Consider the following 26,731-nt stretch of genomic DNA (forward strand, 5'->3'; position numbering starts at 1 on the left):
GCCCAGGCCCAGGGCGCCGACAACACCGTCTTCGAGGCCGGCCTCAACCCGAACGGCTCGAACGCGGCSKCCAACAGCGAGACCAGCACCGGATCCTTCACCATCTCGGCCACCGACGGCATCCACGACATCGTCATCGGCGGCACCAGCTTCACGCTGGCCCAGATCCAGGGCTTCAACGGCACCCAGACCGTCAACACCGGCGAAGGCGTGCTGACGCTGACCGGCTACACGGGYGATGCCCATTCGGGCACGATCGCCTACAGCTACACGCTGACGGCGACCATCGACAATGACAGCAAGGTGCCGACCGGCAACGACAGCGTCGATGCCACCGGCTTCAACGACAGCGTCGCGCTGACCGTCAACGGCAATGGCGGCACCACCGCCAGCGATAATCTCGTCGTGCATGTTGTCGATGACGTGCCGACGCTGTCGGTTGCGGCGATCGGCGATGCGATCAAGGTGGTGACGCAGGACGCCGATACGATCGGCGCCAATACCGACACGGCGAGCGCGAGCTTCGCGGCCGCCTTCCTGGCGGCGGTGACGCCGACCTATGGCGCCGACAGTCCCGGATCGACGGTGATCAGCGGCTATACGCTGAATGTCGCCAACGCGACCTCGGGCCTGACCAGCCAGGGTGAAGCGATCACGCTGAACAAGGTCGGCAACGACATTGTCGGCCAGAACTCGCACGGCGACATCTTCAAGATCTCGGTCGATGCGGCCGGGACGGTGACACTGACACAGTACCAGCAGATCGACCACTTGCCGGAGAGCCTCAACACCAGCAACGACAACTTCCACATCGACCTAGCCAATGGCAAGGTGACGCTGTCGGCGACAGCAACGGTGACGGACGCAGACAACGACCAGGCGACCTCGACGGTGAGTGCCGATCTCGGCGGCAACATCGGCTTCGACGATGCCTTGCCGACGCTGTCGGTTGCGGCGATCGGCGACGCGATCAAGGTGGTGACGCAGGACGCCGATACGATCGGCGCCAATACCGACACGGCGAGCGCGAGCTTTGCGGCCGCCTTCCTTGGGGCGGTGACGCCGACCTATGGCGCGGACGGTGCCGGTTCGACGGTGATCAGCGGCTACACGCTGAACGTCACCAACTCGGCCTCGGGCCTGACCAGCCAGGGTGATGCGATCACGCTGGTCAAGGTGGGCAACGACATTATCGGCCAAACCACCTCGCATGGCGACGCCTTCAAGATCTCGGTCGATGCGGCCGGGACGGTGACGCTGACGCAGTATCAGCAGATCGACCACCTGCCGGAGAGCCTCGACACCATCAACAACAACGCCCACATCGACCTTGCCAATGGCCTGGTGACACTGTCGGCGACGGCGACGGTGACGGACGGCGACAACGACCAGGCGACCTCGACGGTGAGCGCCGACCTCGGCGGCAACATCGGCTTCGACGATGCCTTGCCGACGCTGTCGGTTGCAGCGATCGGCGATGCGATCAAGGTGGTGACGCAGGACGCCGATACGATCGGCGCCAATACCGACACGGCGAGCGCGAGCTTCGCGGCCACCTTCCTGGCGGCGGTGACGCCGACCTATGGCGCAGACGGTGCCGGTTCGACGGTGATCAGCGGCTACACGCTGAACGTCACCAACGCGGCCTCGGGCCTGACCAGCCAGGGTGATGCGGTCACTCTGGTCAAGGTGGGCAACGACATTGTCGGCCAAACCACCTCGCATGGCGACGCCTTCAAGATCTCGGTCGATGCAGCCGGCAATGTGACGCTGACGCAGTATCAGCAGATCGACCATCTGCCGGAGAGCCTCGACACCACCAACAACAACGCCCACATCGACCTTGCCAATGGCCTGGTGACGCTGTCGGCGACGGCGACGGTGACGGACGGCGACAACGACCAGGCGACCTCGACGGTGAGCGCCGATCTCGGCGGCAACATCGGCTTCGACGATGCCTTGCCGACAGTGTCCATCACTGCGGCTTCGGCGGTAAAGGCCGCACTCGACGAGACGGCGACCACAAGCGGCGTTGCCACGATCAACACGGGCGCCATCGTGAAGGGCGACGATCCCGATGTGTCGGGTTCGGGCTATGTCTCGACAGCGACCAGCGTAGGGGCGCTGGTGACCGTAAGCGCGCTGTTCGGCGCGGATGGGCCTGCCGCTTCGGCAAGCACGGTCTACGCATTGACGGTGACGAACGCCAACTCCGGCCTGACACTGACGGACGGCTCGGCGATCAACCTGCAACTGGTCAATGGCGTGGTTGTCGGCGTCGTGTCCGGCGGTACCTTCAATGGCCAGGCGGCTTTTGCGATCTCGATGAATGCGGCAACAGGCGCGGTCACGGTCGAGCAGTATTTGTCGCTGGATCACCCGAACGAAGCAACGGCCGCCAACAGCTTCAACAGCTACGACGAGACCATAGCCCTGGCCAATGGCAGCCTCGGCGTGACGGTTACGGTGACGGACGGCGACAACGACCAGGCGAAGAGCAATACAGCCGATGTGTCGAGCCAGATCACCTTCGACGACGATGGTCCGACGCTAAACTCCTTCACGTCGGGCACAATGCCAAATGAGGTTGGATCGGTAGCGGGGTTCTTCTCGCTGGCGGCGGGTGCCGATGGCCTCGATCATTTCACCATCACCGGGCCTGCGATCACCGGCATCATCTACAATACGACCACTGCCTCGGATGGCACGACCACTCTCCATGCCAAGGCAGGCGCGACGGAGGTGTTCGACCTCATAGTGAGGCCGGACGGCACGTATCAATTCGACCTGCTCGCGCCGCAGGCGGCAACGACAGTCACATCCAGTCTGTCGAACCTGGCGTCAGGTCACGTTCCGTGGGCCGAAACTCCCAACGGCAGCGTCGAGTTCACCTCGCCTGGAGACGTCAATTCGTCGACGCAAGGATTCGGCGTCGGAAACAACTTCCTGAACAACGGTGAAACGTTCACGATGGAGTTCCACAAGGCCGGCACAGGCGTCGGGGTCGACGATGCACCGGGCACAAACCCGAACTTCGTCGACAAGGTCGACTTCTCCACCAACTCAGCCAACACGGGCGACTCGGTCTCATGGACAGCGACTGACACCGTGCACGGCGTCACCCAATCGGGAACAGCCGCCGTCAGTGCTAGCGGGCATCTGGTGATCGACCCCACGATTTCGTTCAATCAGCTCGTCGTAACGGGCACCACTGCCGGCGAGGACTTCCGTCTGACGGCAGCCGACATATCGCAGACGGTTCTGCCATCCGACCAGAGCCTGCAGTTCCAGGTTTCGGCAACCGACAAGGATGGCGATACAACCGCCGCGCAGCCTGTCAACGTTCACATTGTTGCAGGCGACGGCTCCGGCAACTTCGCCCTCTCCGGCTTTGCCGGAACGGTCAACGACGTGATCGCCGGCAGCACGCATACCGATACGATCTCGGGTGGGGCCGGCACCGACATTGTCGACTATACGGGCAGTCTTCTGGCGGTTTCGATCCATCTGGCCGACGATGGACATGCATCCGGGGCGCCGGTGACGTTCACCAATCCGGGGCTTGGCGCGATCGGCGGCGGCGACGCCACCGGAGATACGCTCACGGGCATTGAGGGATTGATCGGCGGCTCGGGCGATGACTATCTGTTCGGCAATGCCGGAGCCAACTATCTCGCAGGCGGTCTTGGCGCCGACACGCTGAACGGCGGCGGCGGCACCGACACTCTTGTTGGCGGAGCCGGCAACGACCTGCTGATAGGCGGTCCTGGGCAGGATACGCTCACCGGCGGCACCGGAGCCGACACGTTCAGGCTTGAGAACCTCGACATCAAAGATCTCATCACCGACTTCAACGGTGCCGAGGGCGACAAGATCGACCTGTCGGCCTTGTTCGACACAGCACCTGGCGGCGCCAATGTCGGTGACTTCGTCAACTACGATTCGGCCACGGGCACGCTCAGCGTCGACGCCAACGGCACCACCGGCGGCGCCAATTTCGTCGATGTCGCGACGCTGCAGAACCACCCTGCGGCCAACACGATCACGCTTCTCTACGACGATGGCGTAACCCAGCACACGACAACGGCAAACTTGGTTTAACGGCATGGCGCGTGGCCACGCGATCATGTTATACATTGCTAATATCTAGGGGAGCTCATCATGAAACGTTCTGCAAGATTGCTGGTTTCCGCTGCAACGCTGTTGCTGGCAGTCGGGTCGACGGGTTATGCCGCCGACATCATCGAAGGGCCGGTGGCCGACTATTGCCGCACGGTCGGCACGTCGAACCTGGTGCTGAACGACAACATCGTCGATCTCAAGGCCGAGGTGGTGAAGCTGATGGACGAGTCGGTGGCCGTCGCCAACAGCTCGGAATGGATCAACTCTTCACGCCCCGCCTTCGTCTGGGCGTCGGAAGCCAAGGTCGCCTGCGGCATGGCCTATGGCTATCTCAAGACGAACTACAAAGACGAAGATACCCTCAACAAATGCGAGTGCTTCCACGATCGCATGGTCGAGTACATGAACTGACCGGCACGGACCGAGCCGCGCCGTTTGGCTGACCGCGATGGTCGGCGGACGATTGACCAAGGCGATCGCTGCGGCGATCGCATTCGCCGGTTTTGGCCAGCTTGTCACGCAAGCCCACGCCAACTGGCTGGAACGACCAGCCCCGTCCGGCTTGTCGCGGCCGGCCCGCTGCGACGCCGCCCCGGAATGGACGCGCGAGACGTTCAAGGCGTTCGCGACATGCCAGGCATCGCTCTACGGCCTGGAGCCGGTGCTGGCGCACGCGGTGATGGAGATCGAAAGCGGTTTCGATCCCGATGTGCACGGCGCCGATGGTGAAGTCGGATTGATGCAGGTGATGCCGGGAACGGCGCGAATGCTCGGCTTTCGCGGTTCTCTCGACGAGCTCGGTGCGCCGGCGACCAACATCGCGCTCGGCGTCAGATATCTGGCGCAGGCGAACAGCCTTGCCGCAGGCGACCTCTGCACCACCGTCATGAAGTATCGCGCCGGGCATGGTGAAACCCGGTTCTCCGAACTTTCGGTCCGCTACTGCCGGCATGCGCGAGCAATCCTGGCGCGAGAAGGTTTTGCGGTGACCGGGTCGCTACCGGTGGCGATGTTCGGCTTTTCCGCATTCCCGTCCGCAGACGACAGCGCCCCTGCCCAAGGCAAGCGGATTTGCGTGCGTCGGTTGTTCGTGCCCGGGCCGCGATACATGAAATGCGCCGACTATCGAAGCGTCGGGCAAGCCAAGGTGATCAAGGCGCTCCGGGCAAGACTCTTCGACGGCTAGACCACAATGCAGCAATTACAAAGACGGCGAGGCAAGTCTGCCGTAAGATGAATGGGATGAGACCGGGACGAACACTCGGCGGGATAGGGGGAGGTATCATGAAATCTGGCCGGCAGGGCCACTATTCGTGGACGTGGGCGATCGCGTTTGCGGTTATGGTGTCAGGCTGCCAGTCGAAAGGCAGCGTCTCGGACGCGCTCGATCCGGCAGCGATCGCCGCACCTGGAGCGCCAGCCGCCGGCGCCGTTGCCAGCCCGGCCACGCAATCGCTCGGCACCGGGCCGACGAAGGTCGCGATGCTGCTGCCTTTGTCGGCCCCCGGGACCGCCGGCGAAAACGGCAGGAAGATGCTCGACGCGACTAAGCTGGCGATGAGCGATCTTGGCAATGCCCTGCTCACGGTCACGGTCGAGGACACCAAGGGCGACAGCGCGCATGCCAGCGAATTGGCGGTGAAGGCGATCACGGGCGGAGCCAAGATCGTCATCGGCCCGGTCGAGCTTCCTGCCGCTCAGCACATAGCCAAGCTGTGGGGATCGCAGCGGCCGCCGGTGCTGGCGCTGGCCGACAATTTCGCCGGTGGCCCGGGCGTCTATGCGGTGCGTCTCAACGAGGCCGACAGTGCGGCCGCGGGCGCAGCCGGCCTGGCAGCCAAAGGCAGCAAGAAGTTCGTGCTGCTCGTCGCGGCCGGCGCGAATGCCGGCGCGATTGAAAAGCGGGTCGCCAACAGCCTCAGCATCTATGGTGCGACGCTCGCCGTCACCATTCCGTATTCGGCCGGTGACGGCGGCACAAAAGCGGTCAACGACATGGGCTCACTGGTCGATGCTCCCGATGCCATCGTCATCGCCAGCGGCGACGATAACCCGTCACAGATCCTTGCGGCACTCAAATCGAAAGGCATTCCCGGAAAAGCCGTCGCCGTCGTTGGAACCAACCGCTGGCTGGAACGTCCGATCGAACCGCTGTTCGAAGGATCCTACATCGCCACCCTCGACCCAAACGAAACCGGGCCGATCGCCGACCGCTTCAGGACGACCTACAATTATCCGGCCGACGCCAATGTCGCCTATGCCTATGATATGGTCGCCCTGACAGCGGGGATTGCCAGTGCGGTCGGGCCTGACGGCTTCAACAAGCAGGTGCTCGAAAATCGCAGCGGATTTCGCGGATCGACCGGCTTGTTCCGGTTTCGGGCGGATGGCTCCAGCGAGCGATCCATGCCCTTTTATCAGGTTCAAAAAGGTGCGCTCAAACTGGTCGCCAAATCGACGTCGGGGTACTAGAGCGGTTCAGCGTTTCACGGAATCGCTGCTCCGCTCTAAGTATTTGTTTTACGCAATTCCCAAGGGAAAGCGCTACGCGCTTTTCCCGGGAAAACCGTTGCACACTTTTCCTGGAATTGCTCTGAGGGGCGAGACGCCCCCGGGGTCTGCTTGAGCTGATGGGCTGGCTGAGGCGCAATCGCTTGGTGGTGTTGCTCGGAAGCCTGCTGCTTCTGGCCGGGATCGTGTTGATTGTCCGAGCCGCCGATTTTCTTGCCATCGATCGACCGGTGCCCGCGCCACGTCAATCCGTCGACGATAGCCAGCCAGCGCGACCGCCAGCGACCGTCGCCGATACGCCATGGCGAGGGCGGGCACGCAAGATTGCTCAGGACCTTATCGCGCCGCCGCAGCTTGATCCGGCGCAAATCGAACGGGCAGAGCCGCGCCCGCCGCTCAGCGACCTTGGCCTGGCAGCACCCGCAGGGATGCGGATGCCAAAGGATTGGTCAGCGGTGCTGCTGTACCAACCGGTTGCCACCTCGTCGGCGACCTTCGAATCCATGGGACGCACGGTAGCCATCAGCGGGGTCCAGGGCATCGACCCGAACACGACCTGTTTGTTTCGCGGCGTCGCCTGGCCTTGCGGCCAGCGTGCACGAGCAACGTTCAATTCGTGGCTGCGCGGTCGGGCTCTTAAGTGCGTCGTGCCGCCGTATATCGATCGTTTTGCCATTGCCGCACCGTGCGATTTGGGCAAACAGGACGTCGGTGCCTGGCTTGTTTCCAACGGCTGGGCGACGGCCCTGGCGAGTGGCATCTACGGCAAGGCGGAGGCGGTGGCCAAGGATGCGGAGATGGGCATATTCGGCCCGCCACAATAGCCGACAATTCGGTGTCGCTAACCGTTGCCCGCGCAGCCTTGCTTTGAAGGCCATGTTCGGGCCGATGGTAGGCGATTGCGCCATTACTCAAATTGTATGATTCCTCGAAACTGAATGTGCAACACCTTGGCCTTATGACCAATCGATTCGATCCGCGGGAGTTTGGCTAATGACGACCCCAATGGCGAACAGCTCGCCCCGGCAATGGAAAGACGTCGCATGGCTGACCGCCCTGGGATCGGCGGGACTCTTACTGCTGTCAGTTGGCCTCAACTACCTGCTTCTGTTCTCGGAAGCATTGACGCCGTTCGGCCGCAGCATGGTCACAGCGGTCCTGTTGCCGGTCATCATCGGTGGCCCGCTTCTCCTGTTCATTGGCCTGCAGCGGATCGAGCTCGGCCATTATCGAAGAGAACTCAACAAGTCGGCGACCTTTGACAGCCTGACTGGCTGTCTCAACCGGACCGTCTTCACGTCGATGGTTGACAGGAGAACACCGCGGCAGGAATCGTCCGGTCCAAGGTCCGGCGCCTTCCTGGTCATTCATCCCGAACATATCAGGTCGATCAATCTGCGCTTCGGGCTGGGCTGGGGCGACGAGGCCTTGCGGCTCATAGCGTCGACCATCCAGTCATCGGTGCGCAAGGAGGATCTGGTCGGCCGCATCGGAACCTCCATGTTCGGGGTCTTTCTGCCCGGTGCGACGGAAGACGACGCCAAGGAGATCGGCGAGCGGATCCGGACGCGCGTGGCGCAGGCCTATTTCGCGCCGAAAGGAACAGAGGATATCCTGACCATCAGCGTCGGCGGCGTGGTGTTTGAAAACGAGCTGGCATTCGAAGACATGTTCCGGTCGGCGGAATCGCTGTTATCCGGCGTCGAACACAAGCCTGGATTTCAATTGTCGCACTTGCCCAACTAACTCTGAAACGGGCCACGCCGGAGGCCGGCTCTGTTGCCGACCCGACGAATCGAGTTGCCAGCTGGGTAGTTGATGGCTTCAGTTGACGACGCAGCGTCACCTATATCCGGTCGAGAATCTGCAGGGCGGTCCAACTGCCCAGAGCCCTGGCCAGCACGTTTGCCTCCTCCGCATTGCCGTTCAATTCGCGATGGAGCCGGTCCGAGAAGGACCCGTTCTCCACGCCTGCACGACGATTGGCCATGTGGTTGGATGCGAATTTCGGGATCGTCACACTAGGCGGTCTCGGCAATATTCAGCACGGCGTCGATCTCGGCCATTACCGCTGCCGGCAGCGGCCCTTTTTCCAGTGCACCGAGATTGTCCTTGACCTGCTCGGGCCGCGTGAAGCCGGGAACCGGCAACGTGATCGCCGACCTGGCGAGGATCCAACCGAGCGCGCCCTGCGCAAGCGTGCGTCCACCTGAGGTGAGCAGGTCGCGGATTGCCGCGAGCCTTGACAGATAATGCGGGTTGGCAGCGCCATCCCTGAAGAACACCATCCATTCGGCATTCCCGCCGCGCACATCATCGGCAGGCAGCTTCACAGCCGGCGTGTATTTGCCGGTGAGCAACCCCATTGCCAGCGGCAGCCGGCTGAACGAGACGAGGTTCTCGCGCGCCGCAACGGCCATCAGCTCGTTCGCCGGGGTAAACACATTGAAGTCGTTCTCTACGGCGACGAAACCCTCGCGCCGCGCGTAGGCGGCAAGCCGTTCGTGGTGATCGGTGCTCCAGCCGAAGCCGCCGATCTTGCCCTCCTGGTGCAGCAGGCTCAGAGTATCGAACACCTCGCCGGCGCGCTCGATCGGATATTCGTTGATGTGCAGAAGCGCGACATCGATGCAATCGCGCTGCAGGCGCTGCCGCGAATTGTCGATCGATGTCCGGATCGCCGCAACAGAGGCATCCTCGGGAGCGATCTTGCGCGTTTCAGGATCGCCGAAATAACCGACCTTGGTGACGATGACGGCATCGTCCTTGCCCTTCAATGCCCGCCCGAGGATCAGCTCGGCATTGCCGGCGCCATAGGCTGCAGCCGTGTCGAATACCCGCGCGCCGATATCATAGGCCATCGCCAGCGCGGCTTGCGACCTCAAGTCGTCGACCTCGCCATAGATGGTCGCCGTGTCACTCCAGCGCGCGGCGCCGCCCGCCGCCCAGGTGCCGATCCCGATCCGCGGCACCCAGCGGCCATCCCAAAGCTCCATCATCTGCATACCCGCCTCCACTCTCTCAACGGCACCGGCTGGCGTGGCGGGCACGTGGGCGGATCTCTTCGCGAGAAATGCCGGCATCCGCCAGTGTGCTGTTCGAGGCCTGCCTCAGCCTCGCAAGCGTCTGGCGGTAGACAAGCCAGCGGGCGAAACGGTGTCGAAGGTCGTACAGCATGATCGTCTCCTTTGGAGCGGAAAATGCCCGCGGCATGGATTGCTCGAAAACGCAAAGCATCCGCGCAAAGCGCTCACGTGATCGAAAGGATTGCGCTGGCTTTCTGGCCAGCCGAGGCGCTTGTCGCTGTCCCGCCAGGCAGGATTGTCCAATTCCTCCAACGCCTGCATACTTGCGCGTGATGCCCGCTTCGCGCTACAGCCATGGTCGCAAGGAGTTTTTCATTTCTGAAAAATGGACATTGGCTGGGACGATCTGAGGTTGTTTCTCGACGTGGCGCGGCTGGGTGGCTTGAGCGCGGCGACGGCAACCACGCGCCTCAGTGCGGCCACCCTGGGACGACGCGTTACCGCGCTCGAAAAGCAGATTGGCGAACCGCTGTTCGTGCGCCAGCAGACCGGTTACCGGCTGACCCCGGTCGGTGAAGAACTGCTGCGGCGCGCCGAAGACGTCGAAGCGGCAATGCAGTCGCTAACCCGCTGGCGCGAAGGAACCCTGCCCGACCGCATTGTCCGCGTCTCGGCCGGGCCGTGGACCTCGGCCTTCGTTTCGGCCCATATCGGCGAAATCTGGACGGTCGATGACGGCATAAGGCTCGAGCTTGTCACCACCACCGAGCGGGTCGACATCGGTCGCCGTGCCGCCGACATCGGCATCCGCAGTGAGCGCCCGACCGAACAGTGGCTGGCCGGCCGTCAGAGCGGCAAGGTCGCCTACGCCCTTTATTCGGGACGACACCTGATCAATGGCATTGCCGCCGGTTTGTTCGTCGGCGTTACTGGCGAAGGGGCAAACGTCGCCTCGGCGCGCTGGCTGCAAGCCCATCACGGCGACCGCATCGCCGTGCGCGGCAACAATACCCATTCGGTGCGTGAACTGGTGGCCGCCGGCGCCGGCCTTTCTATCTTTCCATGCTTCGTCGGCGACAGCGATCCGCGGCTGGTGCGCGTCGCTCAGCCCATCCCCGAACTCGAAACCGACCAATGGATCGTTACCCATCACGAGGAACGTCACTCCCCGCCGGTGCGAAAAGTCGCCGACCGGATCGCCAGCTTGATGCGGGCGCACCAGCCGCTGTTTCGCGGCGAGACGCCGATCCGGTAAACCTCGGGCGTCGATCGGCCGTCACTTGACCAAGCTATCACGGCTTGACGACCGGCACGGATCGGCTTTCACAGCGGGCGAAAGTACCCGTCGATGATACAGCGTCGCCTATATCCGGTCGATAATCTGCAGGGCGGTCCAGCTGCCCAGGGCCTTGGCCAGCACGTTTGCCTCGTCCGCGCTGCCGTTCAATTCGCGATGGAGCCGGTCCGAGAAGAACCCGTTCTCCACGCCTGCACGACGATCGGCCATATGGTTGGAAATAACGCCTGTCGGCAGATCGACGCGGAACGTATCCTCCACCACTCCGTCGTCGGTCACCGCCTGCACGCGCAGGTCGATGAACTGCAAGCCGACCGGCGCCACCGAGGCGGAGGCCGCTGCGACGAGGCCGGCCAGGGGCGATGGCTCCTGCGATTTCGGGTCGTAAACGCAAGGCGCGGCCAGGATTGCCAGTCCAAGGATGTAGATCGTCAGGAATTTCATGAGCCTCTCCGGGGACGAGGACATGCCTCGTGATGTGGATTGAAAGGTCGAGATCGCATCCACCGACATTGGGCCAGTGGATGCGATCGGCGCCATCCGCAACAGACAATCAGCGCAGCGGCCGGAACGCGAGACGAAGATCCTTGGTCAGGGCTTCGGGCTGCTCCCAGGCGGCGAAGTGTCCACCCTTTTCCGGTCGGTTGTAGTAGAGCAGATTCGGAAAGGCTTTCTCGACCCAGCTTTTTGGAGCCTGATAGAGTTCATCCGGGAACGCGCTGACCGCAACCGGGATGGTAATCCCCTTCGGTGCGAAAAAGGCGAGCTTGTTTTCCCAGTAAAGACGGGCCGACGTGACGGCGGTGTTGGTCAGCCAGTAGAGCGTGATGTTGTCCAGCACATCATCGCGCGTCAGCCCTTCGGCCTTGCCATCGAACACCCGCGCGATCAGCTCATAGCTGCGCGCGTCGTGATCGAGCATCCAGGCGGCAAGACCGACCGGCGAATCCTCGATCCCGTACAGAGTCTGCGGCCGAGCCGACATCTCCCGAGCATAGGCGAGGCCGTGCGTGTAGAAGAAGTCGAGCTGGCCGTAGGCACGCTGCTCGTCGGCCGACAGGCCCGCGGGGGCAGGTTTGCGCGCTTCAAGCGCCTTCTCGATCTCGTCGGGGACGGCACCCGGCATGTTCGTGTGGATGCCAGCCAGTTCCGGCGGCGCCTGAACGGCCATCTGCTCGGTCACGGCGTCACCCCAATCGCCGCCCTGGGCGACAAACCTGGTGTAGCCGAGCCGCTTCATGAGAACGGTCCAGGCCCGCGCGATGCGCGCGGGGTCCCAGCCAAGTTCGGTCGGCTTTCCGGAAAAGCCGTAGCCGGGAAGCGAGGGGATCACGACATCGAAGGCGTCCGCCTCGGTGCCGCCATGCGCGGTCGGATTGGTCAGCGGATCGATGAGCTTGAGCTGTTCGATGACGGAGCCCGGCCAACCATGGGTGATGATAACAGGCATGGCGTTCTTGTGCTTGGAACGGACATGGATGAAATGAATGTCGACACCGTCGATGGTCGTCACAAATTGCGGCAGGGCGTTCAGCCTGGTTTCGAACCGACGCCAATCATAGTCGCTCGCCCAATACTGGGCGAGCTTCTGCATGGTCGCCAGTTGCACCCCCTGAGTGATGTCGTTCACCAGTTCCCGGTTCGGCCACTTGGTAGTGGAAACGCGGTTTTTGAGGTCCGCCAGTTCGCGGTCGGTCGCATGAAACTGGAACGGGCGGATGGCGGTGTCGGCCGGACGCGCCGCTTCGCTCGTCGCGGCTGCGTCCTGCGCGACTATGGCGGTCGGGGTCGAGGGGTTGGCATATGCGGAGATCGGCAGGCCGGCTGCCACGATCAGCGTGGAGGAGGCAAGAAAACGTTTTGTACGGGTCATATCCAGTCGTCCTTTTCTAGATGAAGCCGCTCTCGAACGGATACGAAGTCGCGGCCGGGCCTTCCCGATGCGCACGGCGACATCGGGAAAAAGTTTGGGTTCAACAATTTGGGTACAGGGGCACGGCCGCCTGACGGCCGTGCAGGGAACACTGAGCGTTGCTAGAGGCCGTAAAGGCCGCGGGCAAAGTCACCCAGGCCCTTGGCATCCAGCGCCGCGAGCGGAGCACGCAGTGTGACGCGCACGACGCCCGGATGCCGCCCGATCTCGATCGCACCGGCGACAGTGGCGCGGTTCATGACCTCGGCAAGGCTGAGACCAAGCACGTCGGCGGCGCGTTGCAGGCCATTGTCGGTCGCCTGGTTCAGATTGGCGCCGGTGCCGATGAAGGTGACCGGCGCGTCCTCTTCGACCTCGGCAATTCCATGCCGGGCGGCGAGGGCGGCGACTGCGTGCTTCTCGCCGGCCGTCAAAGGAAGCGCGAGGTAGGGCAGATCTTCGCCGCGCGGGAAGAGGATCGGGCCGTCGATGTTCAGCCCCTTGATGACATGCACTTCCAGCGTGGCCGTGCCCGCCACATCGGCGGTGTGCCCGGCAATTTCGGCGTCGCCCTGGAAAGCATGCATGTCGCCCAGGTAGATGCCGCCGCCCGGAACCTTGACCGGGCAGATCAGCACCGCTCCCTCGCGAACCGTGTTGACGTCGAGATGACCGTCGGTCTTGTGGGTGGCAAGCTCTTCCCTGGTCAGCGAAAAGACGTGCGGCGCGTCCAGCAGGAACGCGCCGAAATCACCGGCATTGTGCGAATCCGGCATCGCCTTGGAGGGCGTGGTGCCGAGTTGCCCGAGGAAGGGACGCAGCCGCGTGGCGACTGCGACAAGATCAGCCGGAGCAAAGGTCAGGATCGGATTCTGGATCGACGCATCCGGCAGAGCCATCAGCTTCGCCGCGTCCTTCGCCATCCTTTCCGCTTCACGCCGATCGACGGTGAGGCCGACATGACGCTCGTCATCGAAAGCGATCGTATAGCCATTGGCAAAGGTAAAGGGCGTGGCGTCGGCTCCACACTCTTCACAGCGGATGGAGGTCGGGCCGATGCCTTCGATGCGCGTCGCCGGCCATTCCGTTCCGCAGCCGGGGCAGACTGCCGCACAGAAGGGATCGCCGTTGAAACGGCCAGCCATGACCTTGTCATGGCCGGATGCCGTCGCCGCCGACGTGACCACCAGCGAGCGGATGCGGATGGCGATGGCATCGCCGATCTCGGCGCCTTCGACGGCCACCGGCCTGGTGACTTCGTGTCCGCCCCGGATCGCGGGCGTGATCATCGGCCCCCAGCATCCGGGCGCTGTGTTGGAAATGATGACGCCGCCATCGGCGACCGGCCCGAGCATGGCGACCGCCGGGTCAAGAACACCGTTGGTCAGCTCATTGACGAAAACGGTGCGCTGCGCCGACCTTGAGTGAGTGGATGATTTTTCAAGCACGCTTGTTCCTCCTTGACCAAAATTGCATCCGAAGCTGGCCGCGATTTGGTCTTTGCGGAGTATCGTCAATGTGTCCGGAAACGGCATTTTTGTAACGCAGTGTAGCAAGCCGGCAGTGTGCCGCTCACCACGCTGATGCAGGTCCGCAAGACCGCGGTGGTGCGAGGAGCGAGCCTACAAAGTATTCGCCGCGGACGATCCATTGACATCGGCCGGCGACAGGCGCCTAATTCTCTGATTAAGAAGTATATCTAGTTGCAATGTTATTTTAAGACTTACTTATGTTTCGACGGATCGGCGCTGGGGAGAGACGTCGCCCTTGCGCGAAGCGGCCGGCGCGGGTCTGCAAAGCAGGCACCAAGCAACAGGCGTTCGATGAGAGAGGAGTTCGCACATGCCAACACCGCCCATGCCCTATCGCCGCCCGCCGCTCGTGTCGGACCGGCAGGGTTTCGACCGGCGCTGGTTCGCACCCAACCTCGAAATGGTGTTCACCCCTACCACCGCGGACGATGTCCGGGACATGATGAACCAGGCGATCTGGAAGTACAGCTACAAGCCCGGCGAGATCCAGATCACGTGCGGCCGCCACTGCTACGAGGGCTTCGTCTACAATGCGACGACCAGGTGCATCATCGACGTCACCGGGGTCAACAGCTACGGCTTCGACGTCGACAAGGGCTATTACATCGATGTCGGCAACGGCAATTGGGACATGTACCGGACGTTCTTCAACGTCTATGGCCGCACCTTGCCTGCAGGCTCCTGCTACTCGGTCGGACTGGGCGGCCACATCACCGGCGGCGGATACGGTATCCTGTCCCGGCTGCTCGGCCTGGCGATCGACTATCTGACCGGCGCCGACGTCGTGGTCACGCCGGGCGACGGCAGGACGCCGCAACTGGTCTATTGCAGCGCCGGCCAGCATTCCGACCTCTATTGGGCAATACGGGGCGGCGGCGGTGGAAATTTTGGCATCATCACCCGCTACTATTTCCAGGACCCGCCGGTGGCGCCGCAATATCTCTATGTCAACACGCTGACCATTCCGTGGACCAACTTCACCAGCGCCAGCGTGCTGCAGAGCTATCTGGACACCTTCTTCCAGTACGAGTGCTACACCGCGCCATGGGACGAGTTCAGCATCTTCCACGCCAACCACCAGCAGGCCGGCTCGATGACGGTGTCGACCTTCTATCTCTACAACCAGTCGCTCGAAGCCGACGTCGCACCCTACGAAGTCGACCTGACCCGACGCGTCAACGCGCGGCGGCAGCGCTATGCGGCGCTTGGGCCGCTCTCCGACATGCCGGGCCAGCATATCGGCCATCCGGGCTGGCTGGCCGACAACGGTCCGCTGATGCCGACCGACAGCAACGTCTTCCGCCGCTACACTTTCCTCGAAGGCGTGCAGCAGGTGAACGGCTCGGGTCCCAACCGCTTCGGCAAATACAAGTCCGCCTATATGAACAAGGCTTTTCCGCCGGCGCAGGTCTCCGCACTGTGGACATGGCTGCAGAAGGTGCCGACCGGGGTGCCGGCCTCGGACATGGCGGCCAGCCTGTGCCAGATCGACTCCTATGGCGGCAAGATCAACACTGTTGGGTCCAGCACCACGGCGATCCCCCAGCGAAGCTCGTACATGAAGCTGCAATACCAGACCTACTGGGACAACAGCGCGCCCGTCGGCCAGGACGACCCGGTGCAGGCCAAGGCGCATGTCGACTGGATCAACGGCATATATTCGGAGGTCTACTCCGCCTATGGCGGCTTCCCCGACCCGCGCCGGGATCCAACCGGGACCGTCGACGGCTGCTACTTCAACTACTGCGACACCGCGCTCGGCGTGAACGGAACGCCCGGGATCAGCAACGCCATGTACCTCTATTTCAAGGACAACCTCATGCCGTTGCAGAGCACCAAGCGCAAATACAACCCGCTCGACTGGTTCAGGAGCGCGCAGAGCATCCCGCTGTCATGAGATCAAGGCAGGCAATTTTCTGCAATGAAATCAAGACTTATGACGGGCCAGGAGAATGTACTATAGTCTTTGATTTCATTGGCTTTTTCGTAGGCCAAAACCAGAAATCGTCTCGTATTGTTCCGTATGGTCCCGCCGCGCCTACGGCCGTTCTCTAAACCGCTGCCGATGCATCCAGACGCGGTGTGGATACGCCTTGGCGAGCCTGTGCTTCGTGCCTCGTGAGATACCGCTCTATCGAGCGTACGATCGCGATCAGCAGCAGATTGACGACCAGATACAGTATTCCGGCAATTGCGAAGATTTCGAAGATCGCGAAGGTCTGGCTCATCAGCCGCTTGGCGTAGCCGGTGATCTCCAGCACGGTGATGGTGGAGGCCAGGCTCGTCCCCTTCACCACGAGAATGAGCTCGTTGCCATAGGCCGGGAGCGCCTGGCGGATCGCTAGCGGGAACTCGATGCGGCGAAAGCGCAGAACCCGCGACATGCCACAAGCCTGTGCCGCTTCGACCAGGCCTGCCGGGACCGACATCAGCCCACCGCGCAGGATCTCGGATGTATAGGCTGCGGTGTTGAGCGCCAATGCCAGCACCGCGCAGCGGGAACCGTCACTGATCACCCACCACAGGGCGGCGTTGTCCCGGACCAGGCTGACCTCGCCAAGCCCGTAGTAGAAAATGAAGATCTGGACCAGCAGCGGCGTGCCGCGAAAGACGTTGCTGTAATATTTGGCAAAGCCAGCCGCGAAACGATTGGTCGACAGCCGCATCAGGGCCAATCCCAGACCCAGATTGAAGCCTATCAGCACCGAGACCAGTGTCAGCGCAGCCGTAACCCACAGGCCTTTGAGCAGAACGGGAACTGCAAGCGGGATGAGTTCCATGGTCCTACCTCCGCGCCCGTAGCCGAAGCAGGCGTTCGATGCCGTCGAAGCCGGCCTGGCTGACAAGCGTGATGACCAGATAGACGACGGCCGCGATCAGATAAAAGATGAACGGATGGCGGGTGGAGTTGGCGCCGATATAGGAAATGCGCATCAGCTCCTGCAGCCCTACCACCGAAACCAGCGCCGTATCCTTGATCGTGGTCTGCCAGACATTGTTGATGCCCGGAACCGCGATACGCAGCATCTGCGGAGCTATGATGCGGCGGAAGATACGGCTGCCTGGCAGGCCGAGGGCACGCGCGGCCTCGATATGTCCGTTGGGGATCGACGCCAACGCGCCCCGGATCACCTCGGTCGAGTATGCGCCAGAGATTGCGGCGATAGCAATCACCGCGATGACGAAGGCATAACCGCTCTCCGCCAGCCCGGCATAGCCGAAAGCGGTGATGACCTTGGTGACGAATTCGACCGAACTGAAAAACAGCAGGTAGATGACGAGGAGTTCGGGAACGCCCCGAACCACGGACGTGTACCCGTCCACCAGCAGCGACAGCGGAAAGATCCTGGCCCATTTGATCAGGCCGCAGACAATGCCGATCAGCAGTCCGGCAACCATGCTGGACAAGCCCACCGCAATAGTTACGGCAGCGCCGCGCAGAATGGCGCCCACCCAACCAGCGTCCCAAACCTGCCAGAGACCGAATTCCATGAGATTGCTCTACTATCAAGTGTGAACGAGACAGTCGCATGCGCCGGCCAGGCGCATGCGATGCCGCACGTTGAACGGCGTCAGTTGCAGGGTCTGGAAATATCCGTCTTGAACCATTTCTTGCTTGCATTGCCGATCGAACCATCCGCGATCAGTTCGCACAGCGCCTTGTCGATCTTGCCCTTGAGTTCGGTGTTTTCCTGCGCGATGCCGACGCCGATTCCTTCACCGAGCGTTGCATCGAATTTGCTTTGGATCTTGACATCGACCAGCTGAAAATTCTTACCGTCCGGCTTGTCCAGGAAGTCCTGCAGTGCGGATTGATCCGCGAAAGCCGCATCGATGCGGCCGCTCGCAAGATCGATCTGCATCTGGTCAAGCGTGTCGTAGGTCTTCAGGTCGGCATCTGGCGCACGCTTCTCGAGGAAATGGGCGTGGGTCGTGCCGGCCTGCACGCCGACCTTCTTGCCCGTGAGGGCTTTCAGCAGCGTGTCGACGTCGGTGATCCCGGCGAGATCCGAGCCCTTCGGGGCGACGAACATATTGGCGAGTTCGGCATAGCCGACGCTGAAGTTGATCTCCTTCTTGCGGTCGGCGGTGATCGACATGCCGGAGATGATGACATCGAAGCGCTTGGCCTTCAGCGCCGGGATCAGGCCATCGAACGCCTGCACGACGAAATGGCACTTCAGCTCGAGCTTGGTGCAAAGCAAGGCGCCGACATCGGCGTCGAAGCCGGTGACGTTGCCATTGGCGTCGGACATGCTCCACGGAGGATAGGCGCCCTCCGTGCCGATGGACAATTCACCGTCGGCGGCAAGCGCACTTCCGGTGCTCGCGGCCAGGAATGCGAGCAACGACAAGACTTTCAGTTTCATGGTCAGTTCCCCTTTTTTGATGTTCATTGCTATCGACCTCTCCGGCGCCAACGGGAGCCTTCGAGGGTGTCACAGCGTCCGAGCCAGGAACTGGCGCAGACGCTCCGAGCGCGGGCTGCCAAACAGCTCCGCCGGCGCGCCCTCCTCCTCCACCTTTCCTTGGTGGAGAAACAGAATCTTGTGAGAGACCTCGCGCGCGAACTGCATCTCGTGCGTCACGAGGATCATCGTGTTGCCTTCCTCGGCGAGCTGGCGGATCACCCGCAGCACCTCGCCGACCAGCTCGGGATCGAGCGCCGATGTCGGCTCGTCGAAGAGGATGACCTTGGGCCGCATGGCAAGCGTGCGGGCGATGGCGGCGCGTTGCTGCTGGCCTCCCGACAACTGGCCTGGATAATGCGCGTGCTTGTCGGAAAGCCCGACCTTCTTCAGCAAAGCATGGGCATGGTCGACGGCCTTGTCGCGCGACTCCTTCAGGACATGCCGAGGGGCCTCGGTGATATTTTCCAGCACCGTCATGTGCGGCCACAGATTGAAGCTCTGGAACACCATGCCGACGCGGGCACGAATTCGCTCGACCTGGGCCATGTCGGCCGGCCCGGCACGGCCGTTCGACGTCTGCTTCATCTTGATGACTTCGCCGTCGATGGCGACCTTGCCGCCGTCCGGCTGTTCCAAGAGGTTGATGCAGCGCAGGAACGTGCTCTTGCCAGAGCCGGATGAGCCGATCATCGAAATGACCTCGCCGGCGTGCGCGGTGAGGTTGACGCCTTTCAACACCAGTAGGGAGCCGAAGCTCTTGTGAAGGTCTTCGATCTGCACCGCCGGTGTCGCAGCCTTCAGCAAGGCTGCTTGGTCCGCAGCGGCAATGCGAGCCGGTGACGGCGTTTGCTCGCTCTGGCTGAGCCCGCTTCCTGCGGCTTCGACCGCCTGCAATTCCGTCAGCGCGCGATCGAAATAGCGCAGGCTGGTGGACAGGCAGGTCCGCTGCCAATCCGGATCGTCGGGAATGAAAGCACCGCGCAGCGTTGCCTTGATCCGTTTGCCGATGACGGAATCGATCCTGCCGAAAAGATGCAGCCAGTTGTCGGCCTGGACCGCGTCCATGACGGCGGCTCCATCCAGCGTGCCGCATTCCACGACGAGCGGCAGCACCCGCGCGTTCGGCATCGCCCTGACGACGGCCTCGGAGACATAGCCTGTGGCCGTCGCGGCAATTCCGGTGCCGGTCGTCGCATCCGGCCCGGTGATGACGGTGGCGAGCGCCGGCCCGAAAACGGACTTGCCCCACGCCATGCCGGAATGCTCGGATGTCGCGACCGAAAGCAAGGCCGGATAGGCGTAGGGGCCGGCACCGGTATGCAGGTCGAAGACGACGGCATGACGCGCGCCGGCGGCAAAGGTCGACAGGATGTCGATCAACGTCCGGTTCGACCAGACGGCGCCTGAGCCGCCATAAAACAGTCCGTCGGGAAATTCGTATTGACCGGCCTCGACAATGGCCGCCAGCCCGGCCTGCCCGAGCTTTTTTCTGGTGGCGAGCAGTTTCTCATCGGCAGCGACTCGCTCCGGTCCTTCCCATTCCCTACACGTCAATATGCCGTGCAGTCCGGCATAGGCGTTGTTCTCCGGTGGTGTGCCCGCGGACCAATCGATAAAATTGCGGTTGAGGTCGACATTGTCCTCGTTGACGCGTCGGGACCACGCCGTACCCCAGGGGTTGATCAGGTGGATCGCCAGCACGGCCGTTTCCGCGTCCAGCTTCCATGGGCTCTTCTGACTGAGCCAGGCGGCCTGGCAGGCCGAGCCGAAAGCGCCCTCCACGCCGTGGGTGCCGGAAATGAGCACGATGAGTTTTTGCGCGTCGCGCCGCCCCAACAGCGCGACATCGGTCGCCAGAACCTCACCGTCCGGCCCATGCAGCGGATGGAGATATTCGGTCAGTTCCGCGCCCGCGCGCTGCGCCGCCTTGCGAAACCTGTCGCGCATCGCCGTGAAGGAAACCGCATATGGCTGCGGCGCCTGGTCGTGGCGCGCCGTGGGTTCTTGTGCACGAACGACAGTGTCGGCCGATTTGTCCGGTCCATGCAATTTCGCGATGGGGCTATTCATCGGCGTTCTCATCTTGGCGTTGCGATCGGCGCTCATCGGACGCGGGCGGATTGGACGAAGGGACAACCCAGCCACGACCGGGCAGCACCTTGTCGGGGTTCATCAGCGACTGGCCGTCCAGCGCCTTCTTGACCCGTTCCATCGTGGCGAGCTTGGTCTCATCGGCCGTTGCCAGCAGCGAATGGATGCGCTTGGAACCGATGCCGTGCTCGGCGGAAAAGGAGCCGCCAAGCGCGCGCAGGCCATCATAGAGAACACGCTCGACCGCAGCTGCCATGTGCTGAGGAAGCGGCCCGCGGCGGTTCAGGATGATGTGCAGATTGCCATCGGCGAGATGCCCGAAAACATACGGGGTGAGATCGGGTTCGATCGCGGCAAGGCCAGTGATGGCCCGATCGAGATAGGCCGGAATTTCCGACAGCGGCACCGATACATCGAACGACGGTGCGTTCGGATGGGCGCGGTAGAGGACGCTGCTGTCCTCGCGCAGCCGCCACAGCTCGTCTTCCTGCCGTCGCGAGCTGGCGATGATGCCTGTCGCCTCCGGGAAAAGCTCGATGGTCTCGGAAAAGAGCCGCTCGAAATCCTCATGAAGCGCCTCTTCGCGGGTGCCGCCGAGCGACAGCAACAGGAAGATCGGCTGATCGGGCGCGACGCCCGGTTCAGACCAGCCATGCGCCTTGGCGGCGAGGCTGAAATAGGAATTCCACATCGCCTCGGCGGCGCGCAAATGCCCGACATTGCAGTCAAACGCCATGCGGATGGTTTCCAGAGCCGCCTCGACGGAAGGCAGCCCGAAAAGCGCGGTAGCGGTTGCCTTGGGCGACGGGTCGAGCTTGACGACCACGCGCGTGACGATGCCAAGCGTTCCTTCGGCGCCGATGAAAAGATGCTTGAGGTCATAGCCGGCGGAATTCTTCACCACCCGGGTAAGATCGCTATAGACGGAGCCATCCGCCATAACCGCCTCGAGACCGAGGACCCGATGGCGCATGACGCCGTTGCGAAACGCCATCACACCACCGGCGTTGGTGGACACCATGCCGCCGATCGTCGCCGTGCCGCGCGCGGCAAGATCGATGCCCGGCTCCAGACCATTGGGCCTGGCTGCGGTCTGCAAGTCTTCCAGGGTGACGCCGGCACCGACGGTTGCGGTGCGCTCGACCGGGTCGAGCCGCTCGATCCGGTTCATGCGTGCCAGGGACAGGACGATCTCACCGGCATGCGAAACGCTTCCGCCGACAAGGCCCGTCCCGCCGCCGAGCGGCACCACCGGGATGTCGTATTGACCGCAGACGCGAACGAGCGCGGCGACCTCTTGCGTCGACGCCGGCAGCACAAGGATGGCCGCGTCCCGGTCGGCCGTCCCGACGATGTCGGCCACACGCACATTCGCGTTGCCGACGATGCTGCGAAGGCTTTCAACGACCGGCAGCGGCACCGGCATGCCGATGCGTTTGTCCTCATGTGCAACAGCGGCGGATTTCATTGGCCTGCGAGCCCCCGAAGCGCCGCGACAAAACGGTCATTGTCGGCGGGCGAGCCGATCGTCACACGCAGATAGCGTTCATAGCCGCTCTCGCGCCACGCCTTGACGATGATCCCCTGCCCGAGCAGCGAGGCCGCCAGGCGCGCGCTGTCGCCGTTGCAATCGAAGAACAGGAAATTGGTCTGCGATGGCGCAACCCGCAGGCCGAGCCTGGCGAGTGCCGCGGCGACACGCTCCCGCTCTGCTCGCACACGATTGGCCGAGGCTTTCATCCAGCCGTCGTCGGCCAGCGCAGCGATGGCCGCGATCTGTGCCGCGCCGTTGACGTTGAACGGTGTTTTCGCGGCGGCGATGACACCGGCGAGTTCGAGGCTGGAGCACAACGCATAGCCGACGCGGAGCCCGGCAAGGCCATAGGCTTTCGAAAATGTCCGCAACACGACATGGTCGATGCCGCTGTCTCGAAGCATCGCAATGCCGTCGGGCGCGCCCGGATCGGCGAATTCGAAATAGGCTTCGTCGAGGACAAGAAGCGTGCCCGGGCGAATCGCCGCGATGAGGCGTTGCAAGTCGGCACGGTCAAGCCCCGGCCCCACTGGATTCCAGGGCGAGGAAAGGAAGACGATCCTCGGTCCGGTCGCAATTGCGGTTTCGAGTGCGCCGAGATCAAAGCCCATGTCAACGGTCATGGGAACCTTGATCACCCTGGCGCCGGCCGCCAGCGGCTCAATCTCGTGCAGGCCGAAGCTCGGCACCGTCGTGACAACGCAAGCCCCAGGCACAAGGACGGCGCGCGAGATCGCAGCGATCATTTCCTCCGATCCGTTGCCGACAACGATCAGACCAGGGTCGATTGCCACCGTATCGCCAAGTGCTGCACGCAACGCCGTGCAGGCCGGGTCGGCATAGCGCCATGGTTCGAACGATGGCGATGCCAGCGCCTGCATGACCTTTGGCGAGCAGCCGTCGGGATTCTCGTTGCTGGCCAGCCGGGCGATGTCCTGACGCCCGCTGAGCGTGCGCGCCACCGCAATGTTCATGCCGGCATTGTAGGGCGGCAATGAAGCGATATGCGGATTGAAGGACAGCGCTGACTTTGATGTGCTCGAATTGTCCAATCCAGACGTCCTTCCCGATACGCTCTTTTGGCGGATGCGATCCATCAGATATCCACGATGACAGAGCCGAGCGGCCTGGAGCAGCACAGCAGCACTTCGCCCGGCTCAAGGTCATCGAGCGGCACTTCGAAATAGCTGACCTCGCCGTCGACCAGTCGCGACTTGCATGTGGAGCAGACGCCGGCACGGCAGCTGAATTCCGGTTCCAGGCCTTGCTTTTCAGCAAATTCGAGCAGGGACGAGACGCCGTCCCATGCAGCCTTGATGCCCGATTTCCGGAACTCGACAACAATGGCTTTGCTGTCGACCACGGTCTCCACTTTTGGTGAGACGGTGACGGCAGGCGGGACGACATCGAGCACCGTGGCCGGGCCGAAAAACTCGTAGGCGACACGCGCCTTCGGCACGCCAAGCCCCCGCACGGCGGCATAGACAGCCTGCATGAAAGGCGGCGGGCCGCACAGATAGAAGTCGTAATCGTCGAGCGGCAAAAGACGCTGGAGCGTTTCGCGCGAGACCACGCCCTCGCTGTGGAATTTTCGGTCCGATCTGTCGCGCTCGGTCGGGAAGCGATAGCAGAAGTGAACGGCCATCCCGGATCGCGCGGCGGCCAGGGCCGACACCTCCTCGCGAAACGCATGAACCTCCCCGTTCTCACAGGCGTGGATGAAGACGACGCGGCGATTGGGTGCCGATGCAAGCGCATGCAGCATCGAAACCATCGGCGTCAGACCGACGCCACCGCTGAGCAGGACAACGGGCCGATTGCTGCTGGTGTCGAGAACGAAATCGCCACGCGGCCCCTCGGCCGACAGGACATCGCCGACCTCGACCTCGTCATGTAGGAAGCAGGAACTCACCCCGGCCGGAAGCCCCTGTGTTGGTGCTGCCTCCCGCTTGACGCTGATGCGATAGGAGCCGGCAACGCCCGGTGCGCCGGAAACGCTGTAGTTGCGCAGCACATGGTCCTTTGCGCCCGCCGTTTCCTTCGAGACCGGAATACGAAACACCAGGAACTGACCCGGTCGGTAGGCGCGCCAGTCCTGCGCCTGCACCGGCTCGAGCAGGAACGATGTGATGATCGCGCTCTCCTTCACCTTCGCGACCACTTTCAGGTCACGAAACCCGCTCCGTCCCAAACTTGCGCGGGCGGACAGTGAGCTCATTCGGCCGCCGCCAGCCGCTGGCTTTCAGCGGCAATGAGTTTTGAGAGATTGCGACGGAAGCGCATCGGGCCAACATCGATCTTGAGATCGAGATTGGGCGTCCGCTTGTTGGCCATGCCTTTGTGCACGGCATTGAGGACAGCGCGGTCTTCATCGAATGCACCGCGCACGGATGTGGCGAACTGGCGCGAGACCTCCTGGTCGTCGGGCGCGAAGTTGCGCATCTGGAACCAGTAATATTTCGTCTGGTTCTCATCGACGGGCGTCATGAAGTTGTAGCTGTCCATGAGGAAAACATCCTCATGATACGGCTTGCCTTCGCCGCCAGTGCGGGCCGGCACGAAGATGGCCTTGATGATGGCGTTGCTGGGATAGCGCACTTCGTAGTGCTGCTTGCGATCGCACTTGCCTGAAAATTTGAGGAACGGCGCGTAGAACGGCGCCGGCTCGACATCCACCATCCAGCGCCAGACGGTCACCCCGTCCGAACCGACGGTGGTCTCGAGCGGCGCGTCTTCCATCGCCTGGACCCCGCCAAACGACGACTGATGGACCCAGGACACATGCGAGGGGTCGAGCAGATTGTCGGTCATGTAGAGATAGTTGCAGTCGAGCGTCATCGACTCGCCGCGATTGACGCCCCATGCCGGATCGCCCCAGTGGTCGACTTCGAAGATCAGTGCGGGATCGGCCTTTTGCTGTTCGCCCATCCAGACCCACAGCAGCCCGTAACGTTCGGCAATCGGATAGGGACGCACGCAGGCGACATGCGGTATCTTTTCCGCCCCGGGCACGCGGGTGCAGGTTCCAGTGCTGTCGAAAGTCAGCCCATGATAGCCGCACTCGACCGTGTCGCCCTTGATGCGGCCCATCGACAGCGGCAACTTGCGATGCGGGCAGGCGTCTTCAAGGGCGGCCACCACGCCATCCGTCTTGCGGTAGAGGACAATGTCTTCGCCGAGGATGCGCACGGGCTTGAGCCCCTCGCCGACCTCTGCGTCCCACGCCGCTACGTACCAACAATTTCGAAGAAACATGGCGTCCTCCCGAGCTTGCGACTGCCAAATCGATAGCTCTCGGGCCAGGAACGACAAAGGGCTTGCATCTGCGTTCTATTTTAGAAATGCTAAAACAAAGCGACCCCAGGATTGTTCCCAGGTGAAGAACGCGCTCCCCCTCCGTGCCATACAGGCGTTCGAGGCTTTCGGCCGATGCGGCAGCGTTACCGCCGCCGCCGAAGAGCTTGGGGTTTCCGTCGGCGCGGTCAGCCAGCAGATCCGCAAGGCCGAAGACGCGCTCGGCCTCAGTTTACTCGAACGCCGCGGCAGGAGTGTCGCGCTGACGTCCTGGGGGAGAACCTACCACGCGGCCGTTTCCTCGGGCTTCGAACAGCTTCGCGACGCGCAGCACATTGTCGAGCGGGCGCGTTCGGAAAGCGCGCTCACCATCTCTTGCCTGCCCTCGCTTGCCAGCAAATGGCTGGCGCCACAGCTTCTGGATTGGCAGATCGCCCACGCCGGGGCGACGGTGCGTTTGATCGGCGCCGAGCAGGAGCCGCGTTTCGATGACGAACAGGTGGATTTCCGAATCTCATACGGCACGAAGGTTCACGAGTTCGACCACTATACCGAGTTGTTCACGGACTGGGTGGTCCCCGCTTGTGCGCCAGGATTGCTGGCCAGCCGCCCCGTCAAGCGGCCGTCGGATATCCTTGATTTTCCCCTGCTCGGCATAGAATGGGCCAGAGACCATCAATCGCCGCCGAGTTGGGCGGAGTGGGCCAGGACTATCGGCGCATCGCACCGGAGGACGTCCGGTGAAGTGGCGTTCTCCTTGTCCAGTGCCGCGATTGATGCCGCAATCAATGGAAGGGGGTTTGTCCTTGCTCAACTGTCGATGGCGGCGGAAGATATTGCATCCGGCCGGCTGATCGTACCCTTCAACGAGCGCGTACAATTGCCCGCTGCCTATTTTCTTGCCTGGGACCGCGCCGCTCTGGATAAGCCATTCGGACCACAACTGCGTGCCTGGATCGTTTCGATCTCCAAGCGGCTGGATGTTTCCTAACCAGACCCA

The 26,731-nt window shown here is 62.7% G+C and carries 22 protein-coding genes; 9 read left to right on the forward strand and 13 right to left on the reverse strand.

The window, feature by feature from the left end:
• The 6 genes from AC1DZ8_RS32490 to AC1DZ8_RS32515 form a co-directional block, all read left to right on the forward strand.
• Window positions 1-4,101: beta strand repeat-containing protein (locus tag AC1DZ8_RS32490; protein WP_477402337.1), on the forward strand; the 4,101-nt coding region annotated here is incomplete at its 5' end.
• Between the two features lie 60 nt (window positions 4,102-4,161).
• Window positions 4,162-4,533, forward strand: a complete 372-nt coding sequence (locus AC1DZ8_RS32495) for a hypothetical protein (protein WP_477306885.1) — start codon at window positions 4,162-4,164, stop codon at window positions 4,531-4,533.
• Window positions 4,534-4,570: 37 nt separating this feature from the next.
• Complete coding sequence (locus AC1DZ8_RS32500; protein ID WP_477306887.1) at window positions 4,571-5,308, forward strand: lytic transglycosylase domain-containing protein; 738 nt, start codon at window positions 4,571-4,573, stop codon at window positions 5,306-5,308.
• A 98-nt stretch (window positions 5,309-5,406) separates the two neighbouring features.
• Window positions 5,407-6,594, forward strand: coding sequence for a type 1 periplasmic-binding domain-containing protein (locus AC1DZ8_RS32505; RefSeq protein ID WP_477306889.1), 1,188 nt, complete (start codon window positions 5,407-5,409; stop codon window positions 6,592-6,594).
• 185 nt (window positions 6,595-6,779) lie between these two features.
• On the forward strand, window positions 6,780-7,457 hold the full coding sequence (locus AC1DZ8_RS32510) for a thermonuclease family protein (RefSeq protein ID WP_477307028.1): 678 nt from the start codon (window positions 6,780-6,782) through the stop codon (window positions 7,455-7,457).
• A gap of 181 nt (window positions 7,458-7,638) precedes the next feature.
• Complete coding sequence (locus AC1DZ8_RS32515; protein ID WP_477306891.1) at window positions 7,639-8,379, forward strand: GGDEF domain-containing protein; 741 nt, start codon at window positions 7,639-7,641, stop codon at window positions 8,377-8,379.
• Between the two features lie 275 nt (window positions 8,380-8,654).
• Here the strand turns inward: AC1DZ8_RS32515 and AC1DZ8_RS32520 are convergent, their stop codons facing one another.
• Together AC1DZ8_RS32520 and AC1DZ8_RS32525 are read right to left on the reverse strand one after the other, a co-directional pair.
• On the reverse strand, window positions 8,655-9,638 hold the full coding sequence (locus tag AC1DZ8_RS32520) for an aldo/keto reductase (protein ID WP_477306893.1): 984 nt from the start codon (window positions 9,636-9,638) through the stop codon (window positions 8,655-8,657).
• Between the two features lie 16 nt (window positions 9,639-9,654).
• The gene (locus AC1DZ8_RS32525; protein WP_477402340.1) at window positions 9,655-9,870 is read right to left on the reverse strand and encodes a DUF1127 domain-containing protein; all 216 of its coding nucleotides are present in this window, start codon (window positions 9,868-9,870) and stop codon (window positions 9,655-9,657) included.
• Between the two features lie 174 nt (window positions 9,871-10,044).
• Here AC1DZ8_RS32525 and AC1DZ8_RS32530 point away from each other — a divergent pair, with 174 nt between their 5' ends.
• Window positions 10,045-10,914 carry a LysR family transcriptional regulator gene (locus AC1DZ8_RS32530; RefSeq protein WP_477306897.1) on the forward strand — a complete coding sequence of 290 codons (870 nt, stop codon included), beginning with the start codon at window positions 10,045-10,047 and terminating at the stop codon, window positions 10,912-10,914.
• Between the two features lie 108 nt (window positions 10,915-11,022).
• Here AC1DZ8_RS32530 and AC1DZ8_RS32535 read toward each other — a convergent pair whose 3' ends face one another.
• The 3 genes from AC1DZ8_RS32535 to AC1DZ8_RS32545 form a co-directional block, all read right to left on the reverse strand.
• Window positions 11,023-11,400 (reverse strand): hypothetical protein, encoded by a 378-nt coding sequence (locus tag AC1DZ8_RS32535; protein ID WP_477306899.1) that lies wholly within the window; start codon window positions 11,398-11,400, stop codon window positions 11,023-11,025.
• A 109-nt stretch (window positions 11,401-11,509) separates the two neighbouring features.
• Window positions 11,510-12,829, reverse strand: coding sequence for an epoxide hydrolase family protein (locus tag AC1DZ8_RS32540; protein ID WP_477306901.1), 1,320 nt, complete (start codon window positions 12,827-12,829; stop codon window positions 11,510-11,512).
• 161 nt (window positions 12,830-12,990) lie between these two features.
• On the reverse strand, window positions 12,991-14,316 hold the full coding sequence (locus AC1DZ8_RS32545) for an acetamidase/formamidase family protein (protein ID WP_477306902.1): 1,326 nt from the start codon (window positions 14,314-14,316) through the stop codon (window positions 12,991-12,993).
• Between the two features lie 394 nt (window positions 14,317-14,710).
• Between AC1DZ8_RS32545 and AC1DZ8_RS32550 the strand changes: the two genes are divergently transcribed.
• Window positions 14,711-16,297: an FAD-binding protein gene (locus tag AC1DZ8_RS32550; RefSeq protein ID WP_477306904.1), complete on the forward strand. Its 1,587-nt coding sequence runs from the start codon at window positions 14,711-14,713 to the stop codon at window positions 16,295-16,297.
• Between the two features lie 154 nt (window positions 16,298-16,451).
• On the opposite strand, the gene AC1DZ8_RS32555 is transcribed toward AC1DZ8_RS32550, so the two are convergent.
• From AC1DZ8_RS32555 to AC1DZ8_RS32590, 8 genes are all read right to left on the reverse strand, one after another.
• Window positions 16,452-17,180: an ABC transporter permease gene (locus AC1DZ8_RS32555; RefSeq protein WP_477306906.1), complete on the reverse strand. Its 729-nt coding sequence runs from the start codon at window positions 17,178-17,180 to the stop codon at window positions 16,452-16,454.
• 4 nt (window positions 17,181-17,184) lie between these two features.
• Window positions 17,185-17,892: an ABC transporter permease gene (locus AC1DZ8_RS32560; protein ID WP_477306908.1), complete on the reverse strand. Its 708-nt coding sequence runs from the start codon at window positions 17,890-17,892 to the stop codon at window positions 17,185-17,187.
• Between the two features lie 80 nt (window positions 17,893-17,972).
• Window positions 17,973-18,770 carry a transporter substrate-binding domain-containing protein gene (locus AC1DZ8_RS32565; protein ID WP_477306910.1) on the reverse strand — a complete coding sequence of 266 codons (798 nt, stop codon included), beginning with the start codon at window positions 18,768-18,770 and terminating at the stop codon, window positions 17,973-17,975.
• A 69-nt stretch (window positions 18,771-18,839) separates the two neighbouring features.
• Window positions 18,840-20,759, reverse strand: coding sequence for a DUF2817 domain-containing protein (locus tag AC1DZ8_RS32570; RefSeq protein WP_477307030.1), 1,920 nt, complete (start codon window positions 20,757-20,759; stop codon window positions 18,840-18,842).
• A gap of 115 nt (window positions 20,760-20,874) precedes the next feature.
• A complete protein-coding gene (locus AC1DZ8_RS32575; RefSeq protein WP_477306912.1) occupies window positions 20,875-22,371 on the reverse strand; it encodes an FAD-binding oxidoreductase in 1,497 nt (498 codons plus the stop codon).
• Complete coding sequence (hisC, locus tag AC1DZ8_RS32580; RefSeq protein ID WP_477306914.1) at window positions 22,368-23,489, reverse strand: histidinol-phosphate transaminase; 1,122 nt, start codon at window positions 23,487-23,489, stop codon at window positions 22,368-22,370. Before hisC ends, AC1DZ8_RS32575 begins: the two co-directional genes overlap by 4 nt.
• Before the next feature lie 44 nt (window positions 23,490-23,533).
• A complete protein-coding gene (locus AC1DZ8_RS32585; protein ID WP_477306916.1) occupies window positions 23,534-24,655 on the reverse strand; it encodes a 2Fe-2S iron-sulfur cluster-binding protein in 1,122 nt (373 codons plus the stop codon).
• Window positions 24,652-25,692 (reverse strand): aromatic ring-hydroxylating dioxygenase subunit alpha, encoded by a 1,041-nt coding sequence (locus AC1DZ8_RS32590; protein ID WP_477306918.1) that lies wholly within the window; start codon window positions 25,690-25,692, stop codon window positions 24,652-24,654. The genes AC1DZ8_RS32585 and AC1DZ8_RS32590 overlap by 4 nt, the downstream gene beginning before the upstream one ends.
• Before the next feature lie 121 nt (window positions 25,693-25,813).
• On the opposite strand from AC1DZ8_RS32590, the gene AC1DZ8_RS32595 reads away from it, so the two are divergent.
• Window positions 25,814-26,722, forward strand: coding sequence for a LysR substrate-binding domain-containing protein (locus tag AC1DZ8_RS32595; protein ID WP_477306920.1), 909 nt, complete (start codon window positions 25,814-25,816; stop codon window positions 26,720-26,722).
• The last annotated feature ends 9 nt before the right edge of the window (window positions 26,723-26,731 follow it).

This window comes from Mesorhizobium sp. P2_F7, assembly GCF_056403695.1.